This is a genomic window from Arthrobacter sp. 01T414 (genome assembly GCF_056398965.1).
In genome coordinates this window covers 163,404-186,434 of record NZ_JBFTQK010000005.1, presented here as the reverse complement: position 1 = coordinate 186,434, position 23,031 = coordinate 163,404, and the positions used below count along the sequence as shown (strand labels likewise).

Annotated in this window: 16 protein-coding genes; 8 read left to right on the top strand and 8 right to left on the bottom strand. The window is 63.0% G+C overall.

Features of this window, described 5'->3' with window-relative positions:
* Positions 1 to 49: 49 nt before the first annotated feature.
* The 8 genes from AC1DK9_RS13200 to dnaA all read right to left on the bottom strand — a co-directional run bounded on the left by AC1DK9_RS13200 (position 50) and on the right by dnaA (position 11,932).
* Positions 50 to 673 carry a DUF3566 domain-containing protein gene (locus AC1DK9_RS13200; RefSeq protein ID WP_476916188.1) on the bottom strand — a complete coding sequence of 208 codons (624 nt, stop codon included), beginning with the start codon at positions 671 to 673 and terminating at the stop codon, positions 50 to 52.
* Entirely contained in the window at positions 670 to 3,378 is a 2,709-nt protein-coding gene (gyrA, locus tag AC1DK9_RS13195; protein WP_476916187.1) for a DNA gyrase subunit A, read from the bottom strand. Before gyrA ends, AC1DK9_RS13200 begins: the two co-directional genes overlap by 4 nt.
* 59 nt (positions 3,379 to 3,437) lie before the next feature.
* Entirely contained in the window at positions 3,438 to 5,525 is a 2,088-nt protein-coding gene (gene gyrB, locus AC1DK9_RS13190) for a DNA topoisomerase (ATP-hydrolyzing) subunit B (RefSeq protein ID WP_476861413.1), read from the bottom strand.
* A gap of 431 nt (positions 5,526 to 5,956) precedes the next feature.
* Complete coding sequence (locus AC1DK9_RS13185; protein WP_476861414.1) at positions 5,957 to 6,514, bottom strand: DciA family protein; 558 nt, start codon at positions 6,512 to 6,514, stop codon at positions 5,957 to 5,959.
* Positions 6,511 to 7,710, bottom strand: coding sequence for a DNA replication/repair protein RecF (recF, locus tag AC1DK9_RS13180; protein WP_476916186.1), 1,200 nt, complete (start codon positions 7,708 to 7,710; stop codon positions 6,511 to 6,513). The genes AC1DK9_RS13185 and recF overlap by 4 nt, the downstream gene beginning before the upstream one ends.
* Before the next feature lie 21 nt (positions 7,711 to 7,731).
* The gene (gene gnd / locus AC1DK9_RS13175) at positions 7,732 to 8,616 is read right to left on the bottom strand and encodes a phosphogluconate dehydrogenase (NAD(+)-dependent, decarboxylating) (protein WP_476916185.1); all 885 of its coding nucleotides are present in this window, start codon (positions 8,614 to 8,616) and stop codon (positions 7,732 to 7,734) included.
* Positions 8,617 to 8,784: 168 nt separating this feature from the next.
* Entirely contained in the window at positions 8,785 to 9,909 is a 1,125-nt protein-coding gene (gene dnaN, locus AC1DK9_RS13170; RefSeq protein ID WP_476916184.1) for a DNA polymerase III subunit beta, read from the bottom strand.
* A 601-nt stretch (positions 9,910 to 10,510) separates the two neighbouring features.
* Positions 10,511 to 11,932, bottom strand: coding sequence for a chromosomal replication initiator protein DnaA (dnaA, locus tag AC1DK9_RS13165; RefSeq protein ID WP_476861418.1), 1,422 nt, complete (start codon positions 11,930 to 11,932; stop codon positions 10,511 to 10,513).
* A gap of 466 nt (positions 11,933 to 12,398) precedes the next feature.
* Between dnaA and rpmH the strand changes: the two genes are divergently transcribed.
* From rpmH to AC1DK9_RS13125, 8 genes are all read left to right on the top strand, one after another.
* Positions 12,399 to 12,536 carry a 50S ribosomal protein L34 gene (gene rpmH / locus AC1DK9_RS13160; RefSeq protein WP_003800212.1) on the top strand — a complete coding sequence of 46 codons (138 nt, stop codon included), beginning with the start codon at positions 12,399 to 12,401 and terminating at the stop codon, positions 12,534 to 12,536.
* A gap of 41 nt (positions 12,537 to 12,577) precedes the next feature.
* The gene (gene rnpA, locus AC1DK9_RS13155) at positions 12,578 to 12,988 is read left to right on the top strand and encodes a ribonuclease P protein component (RefSeq protein WP_476861419.1); all 411 of its coding nucleotides are present in this window, start codon (positions 12,578 to 12,580) and stop codon (positions 12,986 to 12,988) included.
* On the top strand, positions 12,981 to 13,388 hold the full coding sequence (yidD, locus tag AC1DK9_RS13150) for a membrane protein insertion efficiency factor YidD (RefSeq protein ID WP_476861420.1): 408 nt from the start codon (positions 12,981 to 12,983) through the stop codon (positions 13,386 to 13,388). Before rnpA ends, yidD begins: the two co-directional genes overlap by 8 nt.
* 16 nt (positions 13,389 to 13,404) lie before the next feature.
* Positions 13,405 to 14,376 carry a membrane protein insertase YidC gene (gene yidC, locus AC1DK9_RS13145; RefSeq protein WP_476861421.1) on the top strand — a complete coding sequence of 324 codons (972 nt, stop codon included), beginning with the start codon at positions 13,405 to 13,407 and terminating at the stop codon, positions 14,374 to 14,376.
* Entirely contained in the window at positions 14,376 to 14,999 is a 624-nt protein-coding gene (locus tag AC1DK9_RS13140) for a Jag family protein (protein ID WP_476861422.1), read from the top strand. Before yidC ends, AC1DK9_RS13140 begins: the two co-directional genes overlap by 1 nt.
* 16 nt (positions 15,000 to 15,015) lie before the next feature.
* A complete protein-coding gene (rsmG, locus tag AC1DK9_RS13135) occupies positions 15,016 to 15,666 on the top strand; it encodes a 16S rRNA (guanine(527)-N(7))-methyltransferase RsmG (protein WP_476916183.1) in 651 nt (216 codons plus the stop codon).
* Between the two features lie 85 nt (positions 15,667 to 15,751).
* Positions 15,752 to 16,819: a ParA family protein gene (locus tag AC1DK9_RS13130; protein WP_476861424.1), complete on the top strand. Its 1,068-nt coding sequence runs from the start codon at positions 15,752 to 15,754 to the stop codon at positions 16,817 to 16,819.
* A gap of 67 nt (positions 16,820 to 16,886) precedes the next feature.
* On the top strand, positions 16,887 to 18,197 hold the full coding sequence (locus AC1DK9_RS13125; RefSeq protein ID WP_476916182.1) for a ParB/RepB/Spo0J family partition protein: 1,311 nt from the start codon (positions 16,887 to 16,889) through the stop codon (positions 18,195 to 18,197).
* Positions 18,198 to 23,031: the final 4,834 nt, after the last annotated feature.

The following is a 23,031-nucleotide window of genomic DNA, read 5'->3' as shown; positions in this document are numbered from 1 at the left end:
TCTCAAATCGAGGCATTTCCCCGGAGAATATCCGGGAAAAGTACGGGTTTTAGTCGTCCGTGAGGGTGACGCCGATGCCGCCCACGAGGGTGGCAGCGATGTTGTACAGCACCGCCGAGAGCATCGACAGGGCCGTCAGCAGCACGACGTTGATCACCGCGATAATCACCGCGAAGGAGGCGACCTGGCCGAGGGAAGCCACCTTCTTCAGCTCGAAGCCGCCACTTTCAGTGCCTGCGAGCGTTCCGAGGAGCCCGTCCACCTGGTCAAAGATGCCGGTCAGGTCCAGAACGGTCCAGAGAACAATCGCCGCGACGACCGTCACGATACCGAGCGCAACGGAGAGCAGGAAGGCCATCTTGAGCACGGACCAGGGGTCGACCTTGCTGATCAGCAGGCGTGCGCGGCGAACCTTGGCCTTGGGAGCCGGCTTGACCAGTCCGGGGGCACCCTGGGCGGGGCGCTGGCCCGAGGCTTCCGGCCGCTGGCCGCCGACGGGACGCTGGCCCGGAACGGCCGGACGCTGGCCGGGGGTGGCCGGGCGCTGGCCGGAGCCTGCGGCAGCCGGCCGCTGCTGCGGGCGTGACGGGGCGTTCACCCGCGGGGCGGCGGTAGGCTGCCGCGTCCCGCCGGGGCCGCTGCTCGACTTGGGATATGAGTCGGAATTACTCACGCGTTACCTCCGGTATTGTCTTCGTCCAGTTCGGCATGGCCTGATGACTCATCTGACTCCGGGGCCGGTACTGATTCTGTCTCTGCGGACCCCTCGCGCGGTCCGGTATCTCCAGCCAACGTTACGTCATCCTGCTCCGTAGCCCGACTTTCATCCTCGGTTTCGGAGGCTGTTTCGTCGGTCTCGAGGCCGCGTTCGCTGTTCCGGGCGACGGCAATGATGCGGTCGTTCTTGTCCGGCTTGGCGAAGATTACGCCCATGGTGTCGCGGCCCTTGGCGGGGACCCCGGACACCGAGGAACGCACCACCTTGCCGCCTTCCATTACCACCAGGACTTCGTCTTCCTCGTTAACGATGAGGGCGCCAACAAGGTGACCGCGTTCCTCCTGGTATTTGCCCACCTTGATACCAAGGCCGCCGCGGCCCTGCAGGCGGTATTCCTCCACCGCGGTCCGCTTGGCGAAGCCGCCTTCGGTGACGATGAAGACAAACGATCCGTCCTGCACGACGTCGGCCGCCAGCAGTTCGTCGTCCTCACGGAATTTCATTCCGGTCACGCCCGACGTTGCCCGTCCCATCGGGCGCAGGGCCTCGTCCGTCGCCGTGAAGCGGATCGACTGGCCCTTGCGGGAGACCAGCATCAGGTCATCGGTTTCGGACACCAGCTGGGCGGAGACAAGCTCGTCACCGTCGCGCAGGTTGATCGCGATCACGCCGGCGGAGCGGTTGGTGTCGTAGTCCTCGAGCCGGGTCTTCTTGACCAGGCCACGCTTGGTGGCCAGCACCAGGTACGGGGCGTGCTGGTAGTCGCGGAGGTCCAGCACCTGGGCGATGTGTTCGTCCGGCTGGAATGCCATCAGGTTTGCCACGTGCTGGCCCTTGGCATCGCGGCCGGCTTCCACGAGCTCGTATGCCTTGGCACGGTAGACCCGGCCCAGGTTGGTGAAGAACAGCAGCCAGTGGTGCGTCGTGGTGACGAAGAAGTGCTCGACGACGTCGTCGCCGCGCAGCTGCGCGCCCTTGATGCCCTTGCCGCCGCGCTGCTGGGAGCGGTAGTTGTCGCTGCGGGTGCGCTTGACGTAGCCGCCGCGGGTGATGGTGACGACCATTTCCTCTTCGGGGATCAGGTCCTCGATGGACATGTCGCCGTCGTAGCCCAGCAGGACCTTGGTGCGGCGGTCGTCACCGTGCTTGGCAACAATCTCGGCGAGTTCGGTGCTGATGATCTCGCGCTGGCGTTCCTCGGAGGCCAGGATCGAGTTGTACTCGGCGATCAGGGATTCGAGTTCGGCGTGCTTGTCCTGGATCTTCTGGCGTTCCAGGGCGGCGAGACGTCGCAGCTGCATGTCCAGGATGGCCCGGGCCTGCACGTCGTCGATCTCCAGCAACTCCATCAGCCCGTCCCGGGCTTCTTCGGTGGTGCTGGAGGCACGGATCAGGGCAATGACTTCGTCGAGCGCATCGAGCGCCTTGAGGAGGGCACGCAGGATATGTGCCTCTTCCTCCGCCTTCCGCAACCGGTACCGGGTGCGCCGGGCAATGACGTCCATCTGGTGCGTCACCCAGTGCCGAATGAAGGCATCGAGGCTGAGCGTGCGCGGCACACCGTCGACGATCGCCAGCATGTTGGCAGCGAAGTTGTCCTGCAGCTGGGTGTGCTTGTAGAGGTTGTTCAGCACCACCTTGGCCACGGCGTCGCGCTTGAGCACGATGACGAGGCGCTGGCCGGTGCGGCCCGAGGTCTCGTCCCGGAGGTCGGCGATGCCGGAGATCTTGCCGTCCTTGACGAGCTCGGCGATCTTGATCGCCAAGTTGTCCGGGTTCGCCTGGTAGGGCAACTCGGTGACCACCAGGCAGGTGCGGCCCTGGAGTTCCTCGACGTTGACGACAGCGCGCATGGTGATCGAGCCGCGTCCGGTGCGGTAGGCGTCCTCGATGCCCTTGTGGCCCAGGATCGTGGCGCCGGTCGGGAAATCGGGTCCCTTGATGCGCTGGATCAGTTCCTCGAGCAGCTCTTCACGGCTCGCGGTCGGGTTGGCCAGGTACCACTGGACACCGTCGGCGACCTCGCGGAGGTTGTGCGGCGGAATATTGGTGGCCATACCGACGGCGATGCCGGAGGAGCCGTTCACCAGCAGGTTCGGGAAACGCGCCGGCAGGATGGTCGGTTCCTGGTTCTTGCCGTCGTAGTTGTCCTGGAAGTCGACGGTTTCCTCGTCGATGTCGCGGACCATTTCCATGGCCAGCGGCGCCATCTTGGTTTCGGTGTACCGCGGGGCCGCGGCGCCGTCATTGCCGGGCGAACCAAAGTTGCCCTGGCCCAGCGCGAGCGGGTAGCGCATGGTCCAGTCTTGGATCAGGCGGACCAAGGCGTCGTAGATCGCAGTGTCGCCGTGCGGGTGGTACTGGCCCATGACTTCGCCGACCACGCGGGCGCATTTGTTGAAGGACCGGTCCGGCCGGTAGCCGCCGTCGAACATCGCGTACAGCACGCGGCGGTGGACCGGCTTGAGGCCGTCGCGGACGTCCGGCAAGGCACGTCCCACGATGACGGCCATGGCGTAGTCGAGGTAGGAGCGCTGCATCTCGGTCTGCAGGTCGACCTGCTCGACGCGGTCGGTCAGCACATCGGTATCAAGGACGGTGCCCTCGAGCACGGGTTCCGCGCCGGAAGCGGCCGGGACCTCGGGTGTTTCGTCACTCATAGTCTATATTTTCCGTTTCAGGTATATATCGGTTCTGGAATATGCGGCTGGTTTGGCCGCTAGATGTCCAGGAACCGAACGTCCTTGGCGTTCTGCTGAATGAAGTTTCGGCGGGATTCCACGTCCTCGCCCATCAGGACGGAGAACGTCTGGTCCGCCGCCAGCGCGTCATCCATGGTGACCTGCAGGAGGGTGCGGTGTTCCGGGTCCATGGTGGTGTCCCAGAGTTCCGTGTAGTCCATTTCGCCGAGGCCCTTGTAGCGCTGGATACCGTTGTCCTTGGGGATGCGACGACCGGCCGCCTGGCCGGAAACCAGCTTCGCGTCGCGTTCGCGGTCGCTGTACACGTAGTCGTGCGGGGCGTTGGACCACTTGATCCGGTACAGCGGCGGCTGGGCAAGGTAGACGTAGCCGTTCTCGATCAGCGGGCGCATGTAGCGGAACAGCAGCGTCATCAGCAGGGTGGTGATGTGCTGGCCGTCGACGTCGGCATCGGCCATCAGGACGATCTTGTGGTACCGGAGCTTGGCCAGGTCGAAGTCCTCGCCGATGCCGGTACCGAACGCGGTAATCATGGACTGGACCTCGGCGTTACCCAGGGCCTTGTCGAGCCGGGCGCGCTCGACGTTCAGGATCTTGCCGCGCAGCGGCAGGATGGCCTGGGTCTCGGGGTTGCGTCCGCGCTTGGCCGAACCGCCGGCGGAGTCACCCTCCACGATGTAGACCTCACACTTCTGCGGATCCTTCGAGGAGCAGTCTGAGAGCTTGCCGGGCATGCCGAACGATTCCAGCGGGCTCTTCCGTCGCGCATTGTCGCGGGCCTTGCGGGCGGCCATGCGGGCCTGGGCCGCGGAAATAGCTTTGCGGATGACATCGCGGGCCGGGCCCGGGTTGCGCTCCAGCCAGTCACCGAGGCCGTCAGTCACCACGCGCTGGACGAAGCCCTTGACCTCGGAGTTGCCAAGCTTGGTCTTGGTCTGTCCCTCGAACTGCGGCTCGGAGAGCTTGACCGAGATGACCGCTGTCAGGCCCTCACGGATGTCGTCGCCGGTGAGGTTGTCGTCCTTTTCCTTGATGATGCTCTTCTCGCGCGCGTAGCGGTTGATGAGCGAGGTCATCGCGGCCCGGAAACCCTCTTCGTGGGTGCCGCCCTCGTGGGTGTTGATGGTGTTGGCGTAGGTGTGGACGCTCTCGGAGTATGCGTTCGTCCACTGCATCGCCATTTCCAGGGCGATGTGCCGGTCCTTGTCCTCGGTTTCGAAGGCGATGACGTCCTCGTGCACGACGTCGACCTTCTTGCCCGAGTTCAAGTGCTTCACATAGTCCAGCAGGCCGTCGTCGTACTGGTAGACCACGGTGTGGAATTCCGCGGGGACTTCGCCTTCGGTTTCGACGACGTCGAGATTGAGGTCCGCGTCCTCGGACGGTTCCGCGGCGGCCTGGCGCTCGTCGGTGAGCGTGATGCGCAGGCCCTTGTTCAGGAAGGCCATCTGCTGGAAGCGGGCCCGCAGGGTCTCAAAGTCGAATTCGGTGGTTTCGAAGATGCTGCCGTCCGGGTAGAACGTCTGGGTGGTGCCGGTTTCCGTGGTTTCTTCGCCCTTGACCAGGCTGCCCTGGGGCTTGCCGCCGTCGGCGAAGGACATCCGCCAGACATGGCCCTGCCGGCGGACCTCGGTATCAACGCGGCTGGAGAGCGCATTGACCACCGAAATACCGACGCCGTGCAGGCCGCCGGAGACAGCGTAGCCGCCACCACCGAACTTTCCGCCGGCGTGCAGGATGGTCATGACAACTTCCACCGTGGGCTTGTGCTCGGTGGGGTGCATGTCCACGGGAATTCCGCGGCCGTTGTCCACGACTTTGACGCCGCCGTCAGCCTGGAGAACGATTTCGATGTGCGTGCAGTAGCCGGCCAGCGCTTCATCGACCGAGTTGTCCACGACTTCATAGACCAGGTGGTGCAGGCCGCGCGGACCAGTGGAACCGATGTACATGCCGGGGCGTTTCCGGACTGCTTCCAGTCCCTCAAGCACAGTGATGTCGCTGGCACCGTACTCGCGGGGCGTCGCCGTCTCGTCGGGGCTGGCCGCCGAAGCACCTCCCGCCGCTGGGTCCGCTGCCGGGAAATCTGTATTGTCGTTAGCCACAGGCGCTTTCGACTCCTCTATGTTCGTTGAAGGCCGGCCGTCGCCGCCTCCGAAGAGGAACGGTTACCGCCAACAGGCACGTCACTGTCGGCGCCGCTGTCTTGACCGCGTGAGCCTATTCCGCGCGCAAAAATTGCGTCGGAAACGGACTCAGTCGACGTTTCACCGGCGCCCAGTTATCTATCACGATTCTACCGTGTTATAGGGCGGATTCTCGCATTCCAAGGGCCTGTTGGGCGGCTAAAGTGCCGCTGAGAGGCCATTGGCTCCGTCTGCACGGCCCCCGGGGTGCTCCCGCTGGGTTCCTATACGCATCCGGGGCGTTGGAGCGCCCTACACGGCGTTTGCGGATTTTTCAATAGTTTTGGAAGAAGTGCTTCATACCCGGGGCCGAGGACACCCCGGACTCCCACGCCGGAAGCCGCCGCGGCCTACCCGTAGGTGTCCCGCGGGCCGCGGCCGTTGACTGTCCGCGCCCCCTTGCGCCAGCTGGGCGCCGCCGGACCGAGCACCTGGATGCTCGTCACAACGCCTTCGCCTAGCTCGACGCGGAATTTCTCCAGCAGGCTCAGGCTGAGCAGGCGCAGCTGGGTGGCCCAGGCCGTCGAATCGCAGCGGACATGGAGGGTGGTGTCGGTGAAGCTCTCGGGGGTGCAGTGCGCGGAAATTTCCGGACCCACGAGCGCGGGCCATTGCGCCATGACGGAACCCACCGCCACCGGCGAGCTCCAGCCGCGTTCCGCGACGAGCCGCCCGACCACTTTGCCGAGCCCCAGCGGGTCCCGTCCGGTGCCGTGGAACTGGCTGAAGCCCCGAGTTCCGGAACTGCGGTTCGGTTTTTGGGCGGTGCCCGGCCGTGGGGGCGCTTTGCGGCGGATCTCGCCGCGGGCTGCGGCGGCATCGCGCATCCGGTTCAGGGCCGCCTGAGCCGCGTCGATGTCATCGGGGTCGCGGCCGGGCTGCAGGCCGCCGTCGGTATCCTTATTCATCGTTGGTCCGGCTCATCGATTCCTCCCGGAATGACCTTCACCCGCCGTCCGGCCAGCTCTGCCGGGATGTCATCCTCGACAGCGGCGGTCACCAGCACCTGTTCCGCGCCGGAGACTATAGCCGCCAGTTTACGCCGCCGCTGGACGTCCAGCTCGGCAAAAACGTCGTCCAGGATCAGGATCGGGGCGGAGCCGCCGGTGCGCGCATCGTCCAACATCACGTAGTACGAGGCCAGCCGCAGCGACAGGCACATGGACCAGGTTTCCCCGTGCGAGGCGTATCCCTTGGCCGGCGCCTGTCCCAAAACCAGTTCCAGTTCGTCACGGTGCGGGCCTACCAGTGAGATGCCGCGTTCCAGTTCCTTGCGGCGTGAGGCGGCAAAGGCGTGAACGTAGCGTTCGGTGAGTTCCTCGACGCTTAGCTGCCGGAGGTCCTCAGCCCCGGCCGGGCTGCCGGATCCGCCCGCGGACGCCTCACCGTCGTCGTCGAGCACCGCCTGCAGGGTGGATCGGTAGACCGCTCCTGCCGCCTTGGACCCGTCGGTGAGCTGGGCGTAGGCATTCCTGAGATGGGGTTGCAGTAGTTCCACCAGTTCAAGCCGGGCGTGCAGCAGCTCTGCCCCGGCCCGGGCCATGTGCTGGTCCCAGACATCCAGGGTTGCCTCGTGGCCTGCGGTGAATTTGCCGGCGCGGCCGGACTTGAGCAGCGCATTGCGTTGTTTGAGGACCCGTTCGTAGTCGCTGCGCGTGGCCGCGTGCCGGGGAACGAGGCTGACCAGCAGCTCATCGAGGAAACGGCGCCGGTTGGACGGATCTCCCTTGACCAGGGCGAGGTCTTCGGGGGCAAAGAGGACCGTCTGGCAGATCCCCAGGATRTCCCGCGCCCGCACCGGATTGCTCCGATTGATGCGCGCCCGGTTGGCGCGGCCGCCGTTGATTTCCAGTTCCAACACCGTGGACTGTTCGCCGCGGACCAGTTTGGCCCGGATCATCGCCCGCTCGGTACCAAACCGAAGCAGTGGCGCATCGTTACTGACCCGGTGGGAGCTCAGGGTGGCCAGGTAGCCAATGGCTTCCATCAGGTTGGTCTTGCCTATGCCGTTGGAGCCCACCAACACCGTGACACCGGGTTCCAGGCTGAGGTCCACCTGGGCGTAACTGCGGAAATCGGTCAGCGAAAGTTGTTCTAGGTACACGCCGCTTCAGGATTTCAGGTGCTACTTGGCCGGCCGGGTGGCGTGTCCGCCGAACTGGTGGCGCAGGGCGGACACCATCTTCATGGCAGGAGAGCTGTCTTCGCGGGAGGAGAAGCGGGCGAACAGCGCTGCGGTGATGGCCGGGGCCGGCACCGCGTTGGCAATCGCTTCCTCAACGGTCCAGCGTCCCTCGCCCGAGTCCTCGACGTAGTCGTCGATGGACTCCAGCCCGGGATCCTCGTCCAGGGCCTTGACCATCAGGTCCAGCAGCCAGGACCGGACAACGGTGCCCTTCTGCCAGGCACGGAAGGTGCCGGGCAGATCGGTCACAATGTCCTTTGCCGCGAGGAGCTCGTATCCTTCGGCATAGGCCTGCATCAAGCCGTACTCGATGCCGTTGTGCACCATCTTGGCGTAGTGTCCGGCGCCCACGCCGCCCACATGCACGAAGCTGTCCGCGCGGTCGCCTTCCGGCCGGAGGGCGTCAAAAACCGGCAGCGCCCGTTCGATGTCAGCTGAGTCGCCGCCGGCCATCAGTCCGTAGCCGTTCTGGAGTCCCCAGACCCCGCCGGATACCCCGCAGTCGGCGAAGCGCACGCCCTTTTCGGCCAAGGCGGCAGCGTGCCTCTGGTCTTCGGTGAAGCGGGAGTTGCCGCCGTCGATCACCAGGTCGCCGGCGTCGAGCTTATTGCCGAGTTCGGTGATGACGGCATCGGTGATCTCTCCGGACGGAACCATTACCCAGATCAGGCGCGGGGCCGGCAGCGCAGCGATCAGTTCGTCAACGGTGGGCACGTCGGTGATGTCCGGATTGCGGTCGAAACCGGTCACCTGGATTCCGCCGTTGCGCAGACGTTCGCGCATGTTGAAACCCATTTTTCCAAGGCCGATTAGTCCGATGTGCACGGGAAGATCTCTTTTCTGCGCTGGTGGTTCGGTGGGCGGCGGCCCAACTGCGTGGGCCCACGCCGCCAGGGTTCCCTGGCCGTGGAGCCCCATCGGCGAGGGGCCCTGCCTGAGCTTGCGAAGGCTGGGAGCCGATGGGGACTTGCGAGGCGAGGGTGGCGGTGGGGACTAGTTGGGCAGGCGAACCGGCATGACTAGGTAACGATAGTCATCCTGGTCCTCACCGTCGGCGTCCTGCTGCGCGGTGATCATTGCGGGCTTCGGTGCCGTGGTGAAAGAGAACCGGACGAACTTCGTCTCGATCACGCTCAGGCCCTCGATGAGGTAGTGCGGGTTGAAGGCCACGGTGATGTCTTCACCGGTCAGTTGGGCTTCAAGTTCCTCGGATGCCTGGGCGTCCTCGCCGGTTCCGGCGTCGAGGTGCAGCTGCCCCTGGGTGAACGCGAGCCGCACCGGAGTGTTGCGTTCGGCCACGAGCGAGACGCGGCGGACGGCCTCGACCAGTTCCTGGGTCTGCACGGTGGCGTGGATCGGGGTGGAATCCGGGAACAGCGAACGGATTTTCGGGTAGTCACCATCCACCAGGAGCGAGGTCGTGGTGCGGCCGCCGCTCTCAAAACCGATCAGCCGGCTGTCATCGTCGGCGAGGGCGAGGTTGATGTCGCCACTGCTGCCGAGCGTTTTGGCAACCTCGTTGAGGGTCTTGGCCTTCACCAGGGCACTGGTGGAGATGCCCGGAGTTGCCGGCTTCCACGGAACTTCGCGCATGGCGAGGCGGTAGCGGTCGGTGGCGAGCAGCGTGATGAGGTCGTCCTCGATTTCCATCCGGACGCCGGTGAGGATCGGTAAGGTGTCATCCTTGCTGGCCGCGATGATCACCTGGGACACGGCCTGGGCGAACGAATCGCCCGGTACGGTGCCGCTGATCGGGGGCAGCGCGGGCAGCGGCGGGTATTCGGCTTCCGGCATCGTGGCCAGGTGGAAGCTGCTTCGGCGGCAGCTCAGGGTGACCTTGTTGCCGTCAGTTTCGATTTCAACCGGGGCCGAGGGCAGGCTGCGGCAAATGTCGGCGAGCAGGCGGCCCGAAACCAGGATCGTGCCCTCGGTGGTGATGTCCGCCGGGATCTCCAGGCGAGCCGAAGTCTCGTAGTCAAAGCTCGAGAGGCTGACAGTGCCGGCTTCGGCCTTGAGGAGCAGCCCGGAAAGCACGGGAACAGGCGGCCGCGGAGACAACGACCGGGCGGTCCAGGTCACGGCTTCGGCCAGGACGTCCCGTTCGACTCTGAACTTCACGGAAGGGTGCCGCCTTTCATTGCTGCTGATATCGCTAAAACTCACAGGGCCATGGTGGTGCCGGACGCTTCGCCGGAGCCGCCAAAAAGTTGGGTGCCGTAAACCCGGGCCTTTCGTCGCTCGCTCTTCGTTTCCGGGTTGCGAATGACAAGAGGGTGTCCGGGACGGACACACTGCAGACAGCTTAGCCCCAAGATCGGACTTCTCCCATCCCCGGGGTTACAGCCGTGTGGTTCGGAACCGCGTTCCGGAGTTTGGCTTCTGAGTGCCGGGGCCGGTGGTGGAGGGTCGGATCGAAACTGTTGTTTGAGGGAATTTCATTTTCTTGGGATTAGTAGTGTTAATAACTGCTGTGGAAACTGTGGATAACTCGGTCTGGCCGTGCAGTTCCGGGGTTAAGCCCTGTTCATGGACTGTGGGTGGAGCAGGTTTTAAACAGGGTGTGGATGGGGACAACATTTTTGGCCGATTTGCCGATCCACAGGCGCCTTAAGGGTTTTAAGCCCATTAACCGCGGTTGTCCCCTTAACTATCCACAGGCTTGTCCACAGGCACCTGTTAATAAGGTAAGAGTGCGCGTCTGCTCAGGGCAGGAACCAGCTCAGGAATTGCGCTGCTGCTGCTTGATCCGGTTGGTCAGCTCGGTCACCTGGTTGTAGATCACACGGCGCTCCGCCATCAGTTCGCGAATCTTGCGGTCGGCGTGGATCACAGTGGTGTGATCGCGTCCGCCGAGCTCCTGCCCAATCTTGGGCAGTGACATGTCCGTGAGCTCCCGGCACAGGTACATTGCGATCTGCCGTGCCGTGACCAGGGTCCGCGTGCGGGACTTGCTGCAGAGCTCTTCCATGCTGAGCTTGAAGTAGTCAGCCGTCTGGGTGAGGATCTGGGCCGAAGTGATCTCCTGGGCGCCGTCGTCAGTGATCAGGTCCTTGAGCACCATCTCGGCGAGGGCCACATCGACCGGCTGCCGGTTCAGGCTCGCGAACGCGGTGACACGGATCAGCGCACCCTCCAGTTCGCGGATGTTGCTGGAAATCTTTGAAGCGATGTATTCCAGTGCGTCGTCCGGGGCGGAGAGACCCTCGCTGAGGGCCTTCTTGCGGAGGATCGCGATGCGGGTTTCCAGTTCCGGCGGCTGGATGTCGGTCAGCAGGCCCCATTCGAAGCGGGACTTCATGCGGTCTTCGAAGCCGGCCAGCAGCTTGGGCGGCTGGTCGGAGGTGATGACCACCTGCTTGTTGTTGTTGTGCAGGGCGTTGAAGGTGTGGAAGAACTCCTCCAGCGTGCGGTCCTTGCCGGCGAGGAACTGAATGTCGTCGATGAGAAGGACATCCACGTTGCGGTAGGTGGTTTTGAAGCTGGTGCCTTCATCGTCGCGGATCGAGTTGATGAAGTCGTTGGTGAATTCCTCGGAGTTCACGTAGCGGACGCGTATCCCGCTATAGAGCCGGCGGGCGTAGTGGCCGATCGCGTGCAACAGGTGGGTCTTGCCCAGCCCGGAGTCGCCGTAGATGAAGAGCGGATTGTATGCCTTGGCCGGCGCTTCGGCAACGGCGACGGCGGCCGCGTGGGCAAAGCGGTTGGAGGAACCGATCACGAAGGTGTCGAAGACGTACTTCGGATTGAGCCGGCCGAATTCGTGGGAAGTGCTCGGCAGCATCGGCTGCGGCTTGAGTTCCACCATCGGGTCGGCGGCGAGGGACAGTTCAGCCGCGGGCTCCGGCTCGACATGGAGCGGCACCAGGTCGGTGTCGACGTCGATTGCACAGCGGATCTCGTCGGAGAAGACGTCCCGCAGGGCGTCGTCGAGGGCTTCCTTGACCTGGGTCTGGAGAACCTCGCGGGTGAGTTCGTTGGGCACGGCCACCAGCAAAGTGGAACCGATCAGCCCCTGCGCCTGGGCGAGAATTACGAAGCCACGCTGCCGGGGGGTCACCCGGTGGTCGTTCTCAAGAAGGCTGACAACCCGCCGCCAGGAACTTCCGACGGTGTTCGCGTGGTTGGCTTCGTCTACCGTCATCAATCAGTTCCTCAAACCTTGCTTGCCTGCGTTACCTGCAGCCGTGGGCCCGGACCAGGCTGCTGGCCCCGGCTTAATCCACAGGGTTGTGCACAGTCCGTGGATAATCGGCTACTGGGACACTCTAGGGGATGGAAAGACTAGAAGATAGCTGGGATCAGCCCTGTGGATAATTACACCGGTGTGGTTCCAAAACCGGGGGCGTGACCCACTTCATCCACAGGCTGGCAGACCGGTTAACCACAGCTGGGGACAGGGGCCGGGGCAGCCGCCGGTTTGACTCTGGAGGCGTTTTTCCCCTAACGTTGTGAAGTCCTTTGTGTCCGCTTTTCGCCTCATTGAATCTCTCCCCGACGCCTGCGTCTTGCGAGTCGAGGGTAGCGGCACATACAAAACTTAGCGTCGGCCAGTTCTTCCCCTTTTTTTGATCGGGTGGGCGCACCTTTGATCCACTGGAGTAACTAACGTGAGCAAGCGGACTTTTCAGCCGAATAACCGCCGTCGAGCCAAGAAGCACGGCTTCCGCCTTCGTATGCGTACCCGTGCCGGCCGTGCCATCCTGGCAGCCCGTCGTGGCAAGGGCCGCACCGAGCTGTCGGCCTAAATAACTGACTCGTCGGTCACCATCCCTATGCGAGTTGAACGGTGCTAGCCACCCGGAACCGTCTGAGGACCCCTACCGATTTTTCAACAACTGTACGTTCCGGCGTCCGCAATGGACGCCGGAACTTAGTGTTATATACGGCAGCTCTCGCTGCCGATGAACCAAGCCGGATCGGTTTCATCGTTTCCAAGAGTGTTGGTAACGCTGTTGTCAGGAACCTCGTTAAGAGGAGACTAAGAGAAGCCGGCGCCTTGTCGCTGCAGCAATACCCCAGCGGATTCGCTATCGTGGTCCGGGCACTCCCCGCCTCGGCGGGCGCCGGCTGGGACGATCTGCGCAGTGACTATGACGCCGCCTTGGAGACAACCATGAAACGGTTGGGCAGCCGCCTCCCACAGGCCGCTTCTACAGTTTCTTATGAGACGACACAGGAAGGGACCCCGCGTGCGTAACTCTACCGACGCCGTCGTCCCCCTTTCCGACTCCCGCTTCCGAGCGGGCGCAGCGTGGCTTGGCCTCGCGATCTGGAACCTGCCGCGCAACGTCCTGATCCTGTTGCTGATGGCGTACCGCAAAGTGGTCTCGCCGTTGTACGGGCAGGTTTGCCGTTTCTTTCCCAGCTGCTCGGCGTACGCGCTGGAGGCAATTACGGTGCACGGCGCCGTCAAGGGTAGCTGGCTGGCGGTGCGGCGCCTCCTGCGCTGCCACCCTTGGAATTCCGGCGGAGTGGACCATGTCCCCGCCGGCCACCGGGAGTGGCCCGAAGGCCACACCCCCAGGATTGTTGTACTGAACAACCCGGATAAGTACCTGGCTGCTCAGTCTGATGGAGAAGGCCGCTCGGCGGCCTGACGAATAGGGATAACGTATGGACATCTTTGGAGCAATTCTGGCCCCGTTCAAGTGGCTTGTTTCAGCCATCATGATCGGCTTCCATGACGGACTGAGCGCCATCGGGCTGCCAGCCGCCAACGGCTGGACCTGGACGCTGTCCATCATCGGGCTGGTGCTGGTTATCCGCGCCGCCCTGATTCCCGTCTTCGTCAAGCAGATCAAAGCCCAGCGCGGCATGCAGCTGTTGCAGCCGGACCTGAAGAAGATGCAGGACAAGTACAAGGGCAAGACCGACCAGCTTTCCCGCCAGGCCATGGCGCAGGAACAGATGGCCCTGTACAAGAAGCACGGAACCAATCCCTTCTCCGCGTGCCTTCCGATGCTGATCCAGATGCCGTTCTTCTTCGCCCTGTTCCAGGTGCTGTCCGGCATCAGCTCGGCCAAGGCCGGCGGCACCGGCATCGGTGCGATGAACATCGATCAGGTCAGGCAGTTCGATGAGTCGAGCATCTTCGGTGCCCCGCTCTCCGCCGCGCTGCTGCATGGCGGCGCCGGCAACGTCGCCGTCGTGGTGCTATCGATCCTCATGATTCTCGCGATGACCGCCTCGCAGTTCATCACCCAGAAACAGATCATGGCGAAGAACATGTCCGAAGAGGCCATGGCCAGCCCGTTCATGAAGCAGCAGAAGATGATGCTCTACATCCTGCCGCTCGTCTTCGGCGTCGGCGGCATCAACTTCCCCATCGGCGTCCTGATCTACTGGACCACCACCAACCTGTGGACCATGGGCCAGCAGTTCTTTGTGATTCGCCGCATGCCGACTCCGGGCTCGCCCGCCGCCAAGGCCCTCGCCGAGCGCCGCGCCGCCAAGGGTCTCCCGGCATTGCCCCTGATGGGAGCCAAGAAGGCCGACGCCGAGGCTGAAGCGGCTGCCGCTGCTGCCGCCGTCGCCGCCAAGAGCCAGCGCGTCCAGCCCCAGCGCAAGAACAGGAAGAGGAAGTAATGTCCGCCGAGAGCACCGAACACGCTATTTCCGCCGAAACCCCCGATCAGGAAACCCTTCAGGAAGACGTCCAGGACGTCGTCCGGGAAAACGGCTCTGAAGAGGCCGGGACCGATTCCAAGGAGGCCGCTGCCGGTTCGGGCAAAGCTAGCTCGGCAAGCCGCCTGGAGGAGGAGGGCGACGTCGCCGCGGACTACCTCGAGGAACTCCTGGACATCGCCGACATCGACGGCGACATAGACATTGAGGTCCGAAACGGACGCACTTACATCTCGATCGTCGCCGAGGAGGACTCCTCCGGCCTGGAAAGCCTCGTGGGCCGCGACGGCGAGGTGCTCGAAGCCCTCCAGGAACTCACCCGCCTTGCCGTGCTCTCCGCGACCGAGAACCGTTCCCGCCTCGTGCTGGACATCAACGGTTACCGTGCCGATCGGGCCGGCGATCTGCAGCAGATTGCCGAAGATGCCATCGCCTCGGTCAAGGAAACAGGCAAGTCCGTCGCACTGGCACCGATGAGCGCCTACGAGCGCAAGATCGTGCACGACGCCGTCGCTGACCTTGGGTTCGTCAGTGAATCCGAAGGCGAAGGCGCTGAGCGGCACATCGTTGTTTCCGCAGACTGACGCCCCGGGTAGCTTGATGGTGGAAATTACCGCGGCCGAATTGAAGGCCGCAGAGTCTATTTTTGGTGACCGGCTGGAACTGGCGAAGCGCTACGTTGAGCACTTGGCCACGTCAGGTACCGAACGCGGCCTGATTGGACCCCGCGAAGTCCCCAGGCTGTGGAGCCGGCATGTCCTCAACTGCGCCGTTATTGAGCGCGAAATCGCCCAGGGAAGCCACGTTGCTGACGTCGGCAGCGGGGCTGGGCTGCCAGGTCTTTGCCTGGCCATCGCCCGGCCGGACCTAGAGCTGACGCTGATCGAGCCACTGGAGCGCCGGGTCATCTGGCTGCAGGAGGTGGTTGACGACCTCGGCCTGGAGAACGTCACGGTGATGCGGACCCGTGCGGAACTGGCCGTTGGCCAGGTGACGGCCGATGTGGTTACGGCGCGGGCAGTTTCTGCGCTCTCCAACCTTGCCGGGCTCACCATTCCGCTACTCGGTGGCAAGGGCGAGGTCGTTGCTATCAAGGGTCGGAGCGCCGGCGAGGAGATCGAGAAGGCCGCCAAGGTCATCCGGAAGCTCGGAGGGGTGGAGACCTCCGTGGTGGTCGTGGGTGAAGACATCCTCGAGGAACCCACCACAGTAGTCCGAATCGTTGTGAACAAGCCCCGAAAGATTGCGTAGCACCAGCCCGGTGCCCTCGGTCTTGTTAGGGAAGAGGTTAGGCTAGTAACCGGCAGCAAAAGCCGAATGAGAGTGAGAGTGTCAAGTGAGCAGTAGCGAAGCCTCCACACAACGGATTCCCCCGTTTGTGTCCCTGGGGTCAGCACGGGCCTTTTCCGCGCCCGCGGTCGCTCACAATATCTCCTCCAAACAAACTGCATCGGTTGCAGACGTTGCTGTTGCAGCGAGCGTTTCACGTGAAACTTCGGTGGCCTCCGTCGGCAACGTCCTGGACTCGATCGACGATTCCAGCCCGATTGCCCGCGAACTTGCACACGAGAACAAGCGCCGGGAACGGCTGCTGGGACGTGAACTGCCCAAGCCAGAAAAGACCCGCATCTTCACCGTTTCCAACCAGAAGGGCGGGGTGGGCAAGACAACCACCACCGTCAACATCGCCGCTGCCCTCGCCGCAGCAGGCCTGAATGTGCTGGTCATCGATATCGACCCGCAGGGCAACGCCTCTACAGCGTTGGGTATCGAACACCACGCCGACGTCGACAGCATCTATGACGTCCTCATCAACGATGTGCCCCTGCAGGACGTCGTGGCGCCTTGCCCGGACATCGACAAACTGATCTGTGCCCCGGCCACGATTCACCTGGCCGGCGCCGAGATTGAACTGGTCAGCCTGGTAGCCCGCGAACAGCGGCTGCGCCGGGCCATCGACGTCTACGCCAAGGAACGCGCCAAGAACGGCGAGGAACGGCTCGACTACATCTTCATCGACTGCCCGCCGAGCCTGGGGCTTCTGACGGTCAACGCGTTCTGCGCCGCAGGTGAGGTCCTGATCCCGATCCAGTGCGAGTACTACGCGCTCGAGGGCCTGAGCCAGCTGCTCAAGAACATTGAGATGATCCAGAAGCACCTGAATGCTGACCTCGTGGTATCCACCATCCTGCTGACGATGTACGACGGACGTACCAACCTCGCAGCGCAGGTGGCCGCCGAAGTCCGTGAGCACTTCCCGGAACAGGTTCTGGGGGCTGTGGTACCGCGATCGGTAAGGATTTCCGAGGCCCCGAGCTACCAGCAGACCGTGATGACTTACGATCCTTCCTCCAGCGGCGCGCTGTCCTATCTGGAAGCCGCAGCGGAAATTGCTGAACGTTAGAATCTTCTCAACATTGCACTAGCCAGAGCCTGATCATGCCGGGCTCATCCACTGGAGGGATTTATCCATGAGCGATAAGCGACGCGGCCTTGGCCGTGGACTTGGCGCACTGATTCCAAGTTCCGCCTCGGCCAACGCCTCCGGGAGCGGCGCTGCTCCGTCCCGGCCGGTGGATCTGTTTTTTCCTGAGGCCAGGAAGCGGGCTCCCGAGGCGGCGCTGACGGAGGAGACCACGGAAACGAAGGCAACTCCTGCGGCCGAGACGACGACGTCTTCCCCCGCGACCGCTGCCTCGGATGCTCCCGCTCAGGAAAAGACCGAACCCGCCAGCGCGCCTGCTAAGTCGGCTCCGAAAGCCGCCAGCAAGAGCACACCGCCGAAGTCTCCCGGGAAGAAGGAAGCTGCACCGGCTGACACCAGCGGTGCGCCGGCGCGCCGGGCGACGTCGCCCAAGGCGTCGGCAGTTGCTGAAGACTCCGTGAGCGCGGATAAAGCCGACGCCAAGTCCGATTCATCCGCGGAGGCTTCTGCCGTCGACAACGGGGTGGATCTGGTCGAGGTACCGGGCGTCCGCTTCGCGGAAATCCCGGTCACCGATATCCACCCCAACCGCAAACAGCCGCGCTCCGTCTTCGATGAGGACGACATGGCGGAGCTTGTTCACTCCGTTCGTGAAATCGGCGTCCTCCAGCCAATTGTGGTCCGTACTTCAACTGAAGGCGGTAGCGAACCCTATGAGCTCGTCATGGGTGAGCGTCGGTGGCGTGCCGTACAGGCCGCGGGACTGGACACGATTCCGGCAATCGTCCGCGATACGACCGATGATGACCTGCTTCGCGATGCCCTGCTCGAAAACCTTCACCGCAGCCAGCTGAATCCGCTCGAAGAGGCAGCTGCGTACCAGCAGTTGCTCGAGGACTTCGGGACGACCCATGAGCAGCTCGCTGACCGGATCGGCCGGTCCCGTCCCCAGGTGTCGAACACTCTTCGTCTGCTCAAGCTTCCGCCGCTCGTTCAGCGTCGCGTGGGGGCAGGGGTCATCTCGGCGGGCCACGCTCGTGCACTGCTCGCTCTACCGGACGCGGCTGCCATGGAGCGGCTCGCCCAGAAGATCGTGGCCGAGGGCATGTCGGTCCGCGCCACGGAGGAAGCCGTGACGCTGTACCAGAGCCCGGCGGCGCCGACGAAGAACAACATCCCCCGCCCGGGTGCACGCCACGAGCGACTCGATTACTTGGCCTCCTCGCTCTCAGATCGCTTGGATACGAACGTCAAGATCTCGCTGGGTGCCCGCAAGGGCCGGGTCAGCATCGAATTCGCTAGCGTCGAGGATTTGAACCGCATCATGGATGTGCTGACGCCTGGAGCGCCTAGCTGATTCCGCCGGCATTGCTCCAAAACAGGGTCTGTTTCACGTGAAACAGGCCCTGTTTTTTGTTTCGGGACAGGTGACCGGTCTTCGACGTGTTTCGAGGCTGCTTTGGGCATTGTTGCCTGGAGGGTTTCGACATTTTCAGTTCCTTGATCGCAATTGCAGCAGCATGGACGGGGCATTCGCATGGCTATTAGGCGGTGTAGGGCGTGCCAGGGACGCTCTGCGGGCATTCCAGCGGGCTTCACGGTGCCTAAGGCCGCCCGTGGCCTCTTAGGCCCGTTCAACGCCATAGAGGCCCCGGGGAAGCTGAAATGGCGGCGGTCACGGCCTATTACACTGCCAAAGTGGGGGCCTGCGGCACGACGGGGTGCTGTATGGGAGCGATGCGCGCATTGGTGGTTCCGCTAGGGCATCATTGTCTGACTCGCCAGGTCCACGGTCACCCGATTGAGGGAACCCATGCCTAATTGCACGCATGTTTCCGGGGTAAGTCCTTGGCATCTACGGCTAATGTCGGCTAGCGCGATGTAGGGGTTTCCGCGCGGTCTGGGCGGGGTTTTGTGGCCGCCCCACCGCGAGGTGCCGGCGTATAATTTCGGACGGCGTCTACATAGTTATAGTGCCTCGGGTCTATGTTTCACGTGAAATCTGATCCCGTGTGGTTGGGGATGACAGTATTCGATGCGTTCACCGCATCGGAATGGATGAGTTAGACACACATCGCCTTGTTTGGATCGTTGCGTGGCCAACCTGCATCCAGCCGCTGCAGTCTCTGGCTTTGACGTAGGTGCGAAGACCTAGAACGCCGCAGTTTCTACGAGTCTGCCGACCAAGACTTGCGTTGGGCTGAGGGTACTAGCGAACCGGATCGCTGGACCAACTTGTCCTGGTCTGGCTGTGGTTCCGGATTGTGGTCCGCCCAATGAAGCCCGCGGACCGACCCCGCCCCTTCAGTCGCTATATCGAGGCCATGTATCGGGCTGACTCCAGGTCCATTTCTTCGACCAGACGCCGGATGAGACCGGGTTTTGCACAGCTTCCTTCCCTAGGCAGGATCGAAATAGCGCCCCCGGATCCACACGTTCGTCGAGGGAAGAGTTCCAGCTCCGGACCGGTCGGGAATGGGCGCACCGTTTTGCCGTGTGTTTCACGTGAAACACCGCGGCAGTGCAGGCCGCGAGCACTAGTGGGATCGCGCCGTCGGGGAACGCTCGTTGTTCGCCATACGACGGTGCGAGGGACAGTATCCAGACGATACAGGGCCTGCTTCTGACCCGATCGAGCATTGGCAGGACTGCCGCGCACCTTGTTCAGACCCCGGGAGAACCATGACGAATGGGTGTCCCGCGAACTCCGTAGCATCTTCCGGAAGTTCGGGTGCTTTTGCGCAGATCCTGCGAGCACTGGCGGGATGTTCAGGTGCGATCGGAGGGGCTCAGCTCGCTCCCCTGTCCGTGATCTCAATTCGCAGATTGCCGGCGGATCGGCAGCGTTTCACTTTGCCGTTCAAGCGTAGATGCCTTGCGAGTGCCCCGACTGGCTCGGGTGCCCAGCGACCACTGGGCGGCCAAGGCGCCTGGCTGACTGAGAGCAAGGAGCTGGAGGGGATCTGCGACCCGATTTCCGACTGGGGCGTGCGAGCCGGTATTTCGCCAGGTCCCACAGATGGAAGACCTATCCAGTCAGGGAAGGCTCCGGGGTAATCCGTAAGGCGGGACCAGGCTCGCGGCTTCCGGATGAAGGTCCTGCCTTTTCGGTCTCTAAGGAGGGATCGGCAAGGCGCTCGGCTCATAGTCGTCCGTGCCCATATGGAACGAGAGACCGGAGCGTCTATCGGGCTAGCCTCCCCCGAACTCGCGAGTGCATTCTTGTGGTCAAGCTTCCCGAGGTCACGACCAGACCCAGTCTGAGCTTCCCGATTGGCAGGATCCTGACACTGAGTCCCGGCACCCATAACTATGCACTCGAAGCTGCGGCCGGCGGGACACTAGCGCCTCTGGCTGGGGTTATCGGTGAGTGGGGTGGTGTGTCAGGTCGGTGCACTGCTGACTCTGGGACCTACGCCCGACGGTCGGTTTCTAAGTCGGAGCGACGCCGATTGAAGCATTAACGGCAGGCCCACAGCAAGACGCACATCGTATTGACGGGCGGTGGATATCGCTGTGGATAACTTTGTGGATTACTCCACCGCTCCGGTGGATAGCCAGCGGCCTGGGGAGGTGGACCCAGGCGAGAACCATAGTGCCTCCCCCGGAGATTCATCGGTCCGCTGCGATGTTTCACGTGAAACCGAGTTCGCGGATTGGAGTCTACGCCGTGAGAGCGGTGTAGCGCCGTTAAAATCCACACGCACTGGTTAATTTCTAGGCTGATTCATGGCTTTGGAGACGGATGACAAGGAGGTCGTGGAGGCAGCGGGTGGACTTAGTCGGAGCCCCGCTGCGGCACTCGGAGTGGCGGGTCACCGAGATACGCGAACCGTGGGAAATCTCACCTGTGGATACTCCTGTGTGTAATGTCTCAGGTGCCTGTGGATAAGTTTGTGCATAACTTCTGTGTAGAACTTGGATAGAGCAGTGACTTGTCCCGAGAACGGACTCTCGGTGATCGCAGATCACCACGCCACCAAGTTCAAAACCGACGACGAAATGTTCCCCCAGGTGATACCCAACGCCAGCGCATGGAGTCAAAGATGCTTGTCCGCGAGTGACTGCATTCGCCGGCGGCCGGCTGAAACCGTGAGCTAAATGCGCGGCCACGGACGTCACTGAGGAGGGCCGAGGCTATAGCCCAGCGCCGGCCACCGTGGCCTACTCCGCTAGTGGAGATCCGTGCCCCGCCCCGCGCTTCAGGATGAGGGCCCATCGGACGCAGCTTGGGAGATGCAGTGGCGCGCAGCTGTCACCTACTCCCCGCCGATGGAAACCTGGTGTCGGCGGGGCCTAGCCCTTCACTAGCTGCAGTATCAGTCGGAGCGATGGAATGTGCCCGCCCTCGCTTCGACAGCCGCGGCCTCTGTCTCTGCGCATGTGGGGTGTAGGCGGAGCACCACATCACTGCATCCTAGCCACCGTGGTCCATTCCCACATTACCCAGCGTCTGCGTTGGCCGAGCACTTCAATACATTGCACCGAGTAGAGGGGATGTCGTCGGGTCAAGCGCCTGCTCCGATGTCATCAGGTAGGGACCTCCGGCTCTTGATCTCGCTGCATTTTCGGAGCGGGACGAGGAGCTGCCTTGGCGTGCCCGTGCGGCTGCAATTCGACTATGGGCAAGTCGCCAAGTGCTATGGGCAGCCCGGGTATGCCTGGACGCGTAGGCCGTGAGTCGGTTCGTTGTGTGTGGACAACTACGGATGCCGAACGGGCGGGGCCATATCGGGCCAGCCTAGGGGTCCAGTTTCTGTGGAGAATTGGTGCACTGTCCAGCGAGGAGATGAACACGCAACAGCCCCTTGGAAAAAATCTCACGATCGCCGCCCTGAGCGCAGCAGCTGGCACAGCGGGCTGAATGATTCACTGCGATGCATCAGTAGGAACTAACGCGGCAGCTGTGCCAGGAGTCCTGTAGACGGCCATCCTATGTGGATCGTCGGTAGTCCATCGAGCTTCGGTCCTACAGACTCTGGGGTGCGACGATGGCTTGGTGTGGCGGTGCGGTGAAGCCGGGCTTGTGGCTAGGCGGCAGGCCGGGGATGCTTGTCCGGTCCCGCGTCCCTTGGTGCTGAAGCAGACAATGCGAGACTGGTTTGCACTCAGGTCGTCGGCATTGGCATATCGGCGCGGAGTGGGTGTTTTGTCGCTGGTTGAGGGCCTAAATCCTGACTGTCCAGAGGGCCGGGACTATGTTCTGGACCGTCCCCATCCTTTGTCATAGACGGAAAGTCTGCATTGCTCGAGGGGATGCCTGCGTTTCACGTGAAACATTATTAGATTTGGGTCGTTGCTGGAGGTGCCGTTCAATCTCGCCGGTACCCAGCTGCCCTGCCGCAGCCGAGTGTTGGGGGCCCAAGGACGATCAAGCGTCAGTGGGTCGTGGCGACAGATGATCCATTAGCGCGCCCTCAACCGCCATCTAGCAGGACTGGGCGCGGCTGTTGAAGCGGTGAGAATGGCTAGTCGCTCCAACTTGAAGACGACGAGCGGACTGTTTGGGCCTCGTAGCGGCCAAATACCCTCCCGAGAAACACTAGAGGTGACAAGCAATGGGACTGCGGTCTGTTCTGATAGTGGACTACCGATTGATTCACTCAGCTGGTGGAGTGGGCATAGGGCGCCAAGTAATGCTAGAAATCGGGCCCGTTCCCGTAAGGCGCTGGCGACGGTGCATGTTTCACGTGAAACGCGGACTCAGATCGAGTCGCCATAGCGATTACCCGCCCATGCGCCACCCAGGTCTCGCCGGCACCCCCGCTGCTTGCGGCGGTGGCGAGGCTGCAGGTACGCACGCGCATACGCAGGCCGGAATGAAGGTAGGGGCGCACGCAGGCGTCCGACGGTCACTGACGCACACACATGCACACAATTTCAGGTGGCAGGCTACCTGATCAAGGTGCTACAGAGCCATGGCTGGCTTTCGTGGAATGGAGGGTGGCTAAGCCCGGGATCGATTTTGTCGGTCGGAATCGAGACGGCACCGATAGCCATGTCGAAATGCGGAGTCGCAGGCAGTTTTGCCCACTGGGAAAGCGGCTAGAGACTCTGAGAGCCCTGTAGTTGGAGTCGCCCGCGATTGTGTACGTGGACCGCCGCCACGGACTGTCCTTTGTTTCACGTGAAACATCCCCACGTCATGGTCTCCTCGCGCGACAGAAGATCATTCCAAGGCGATCGACTCC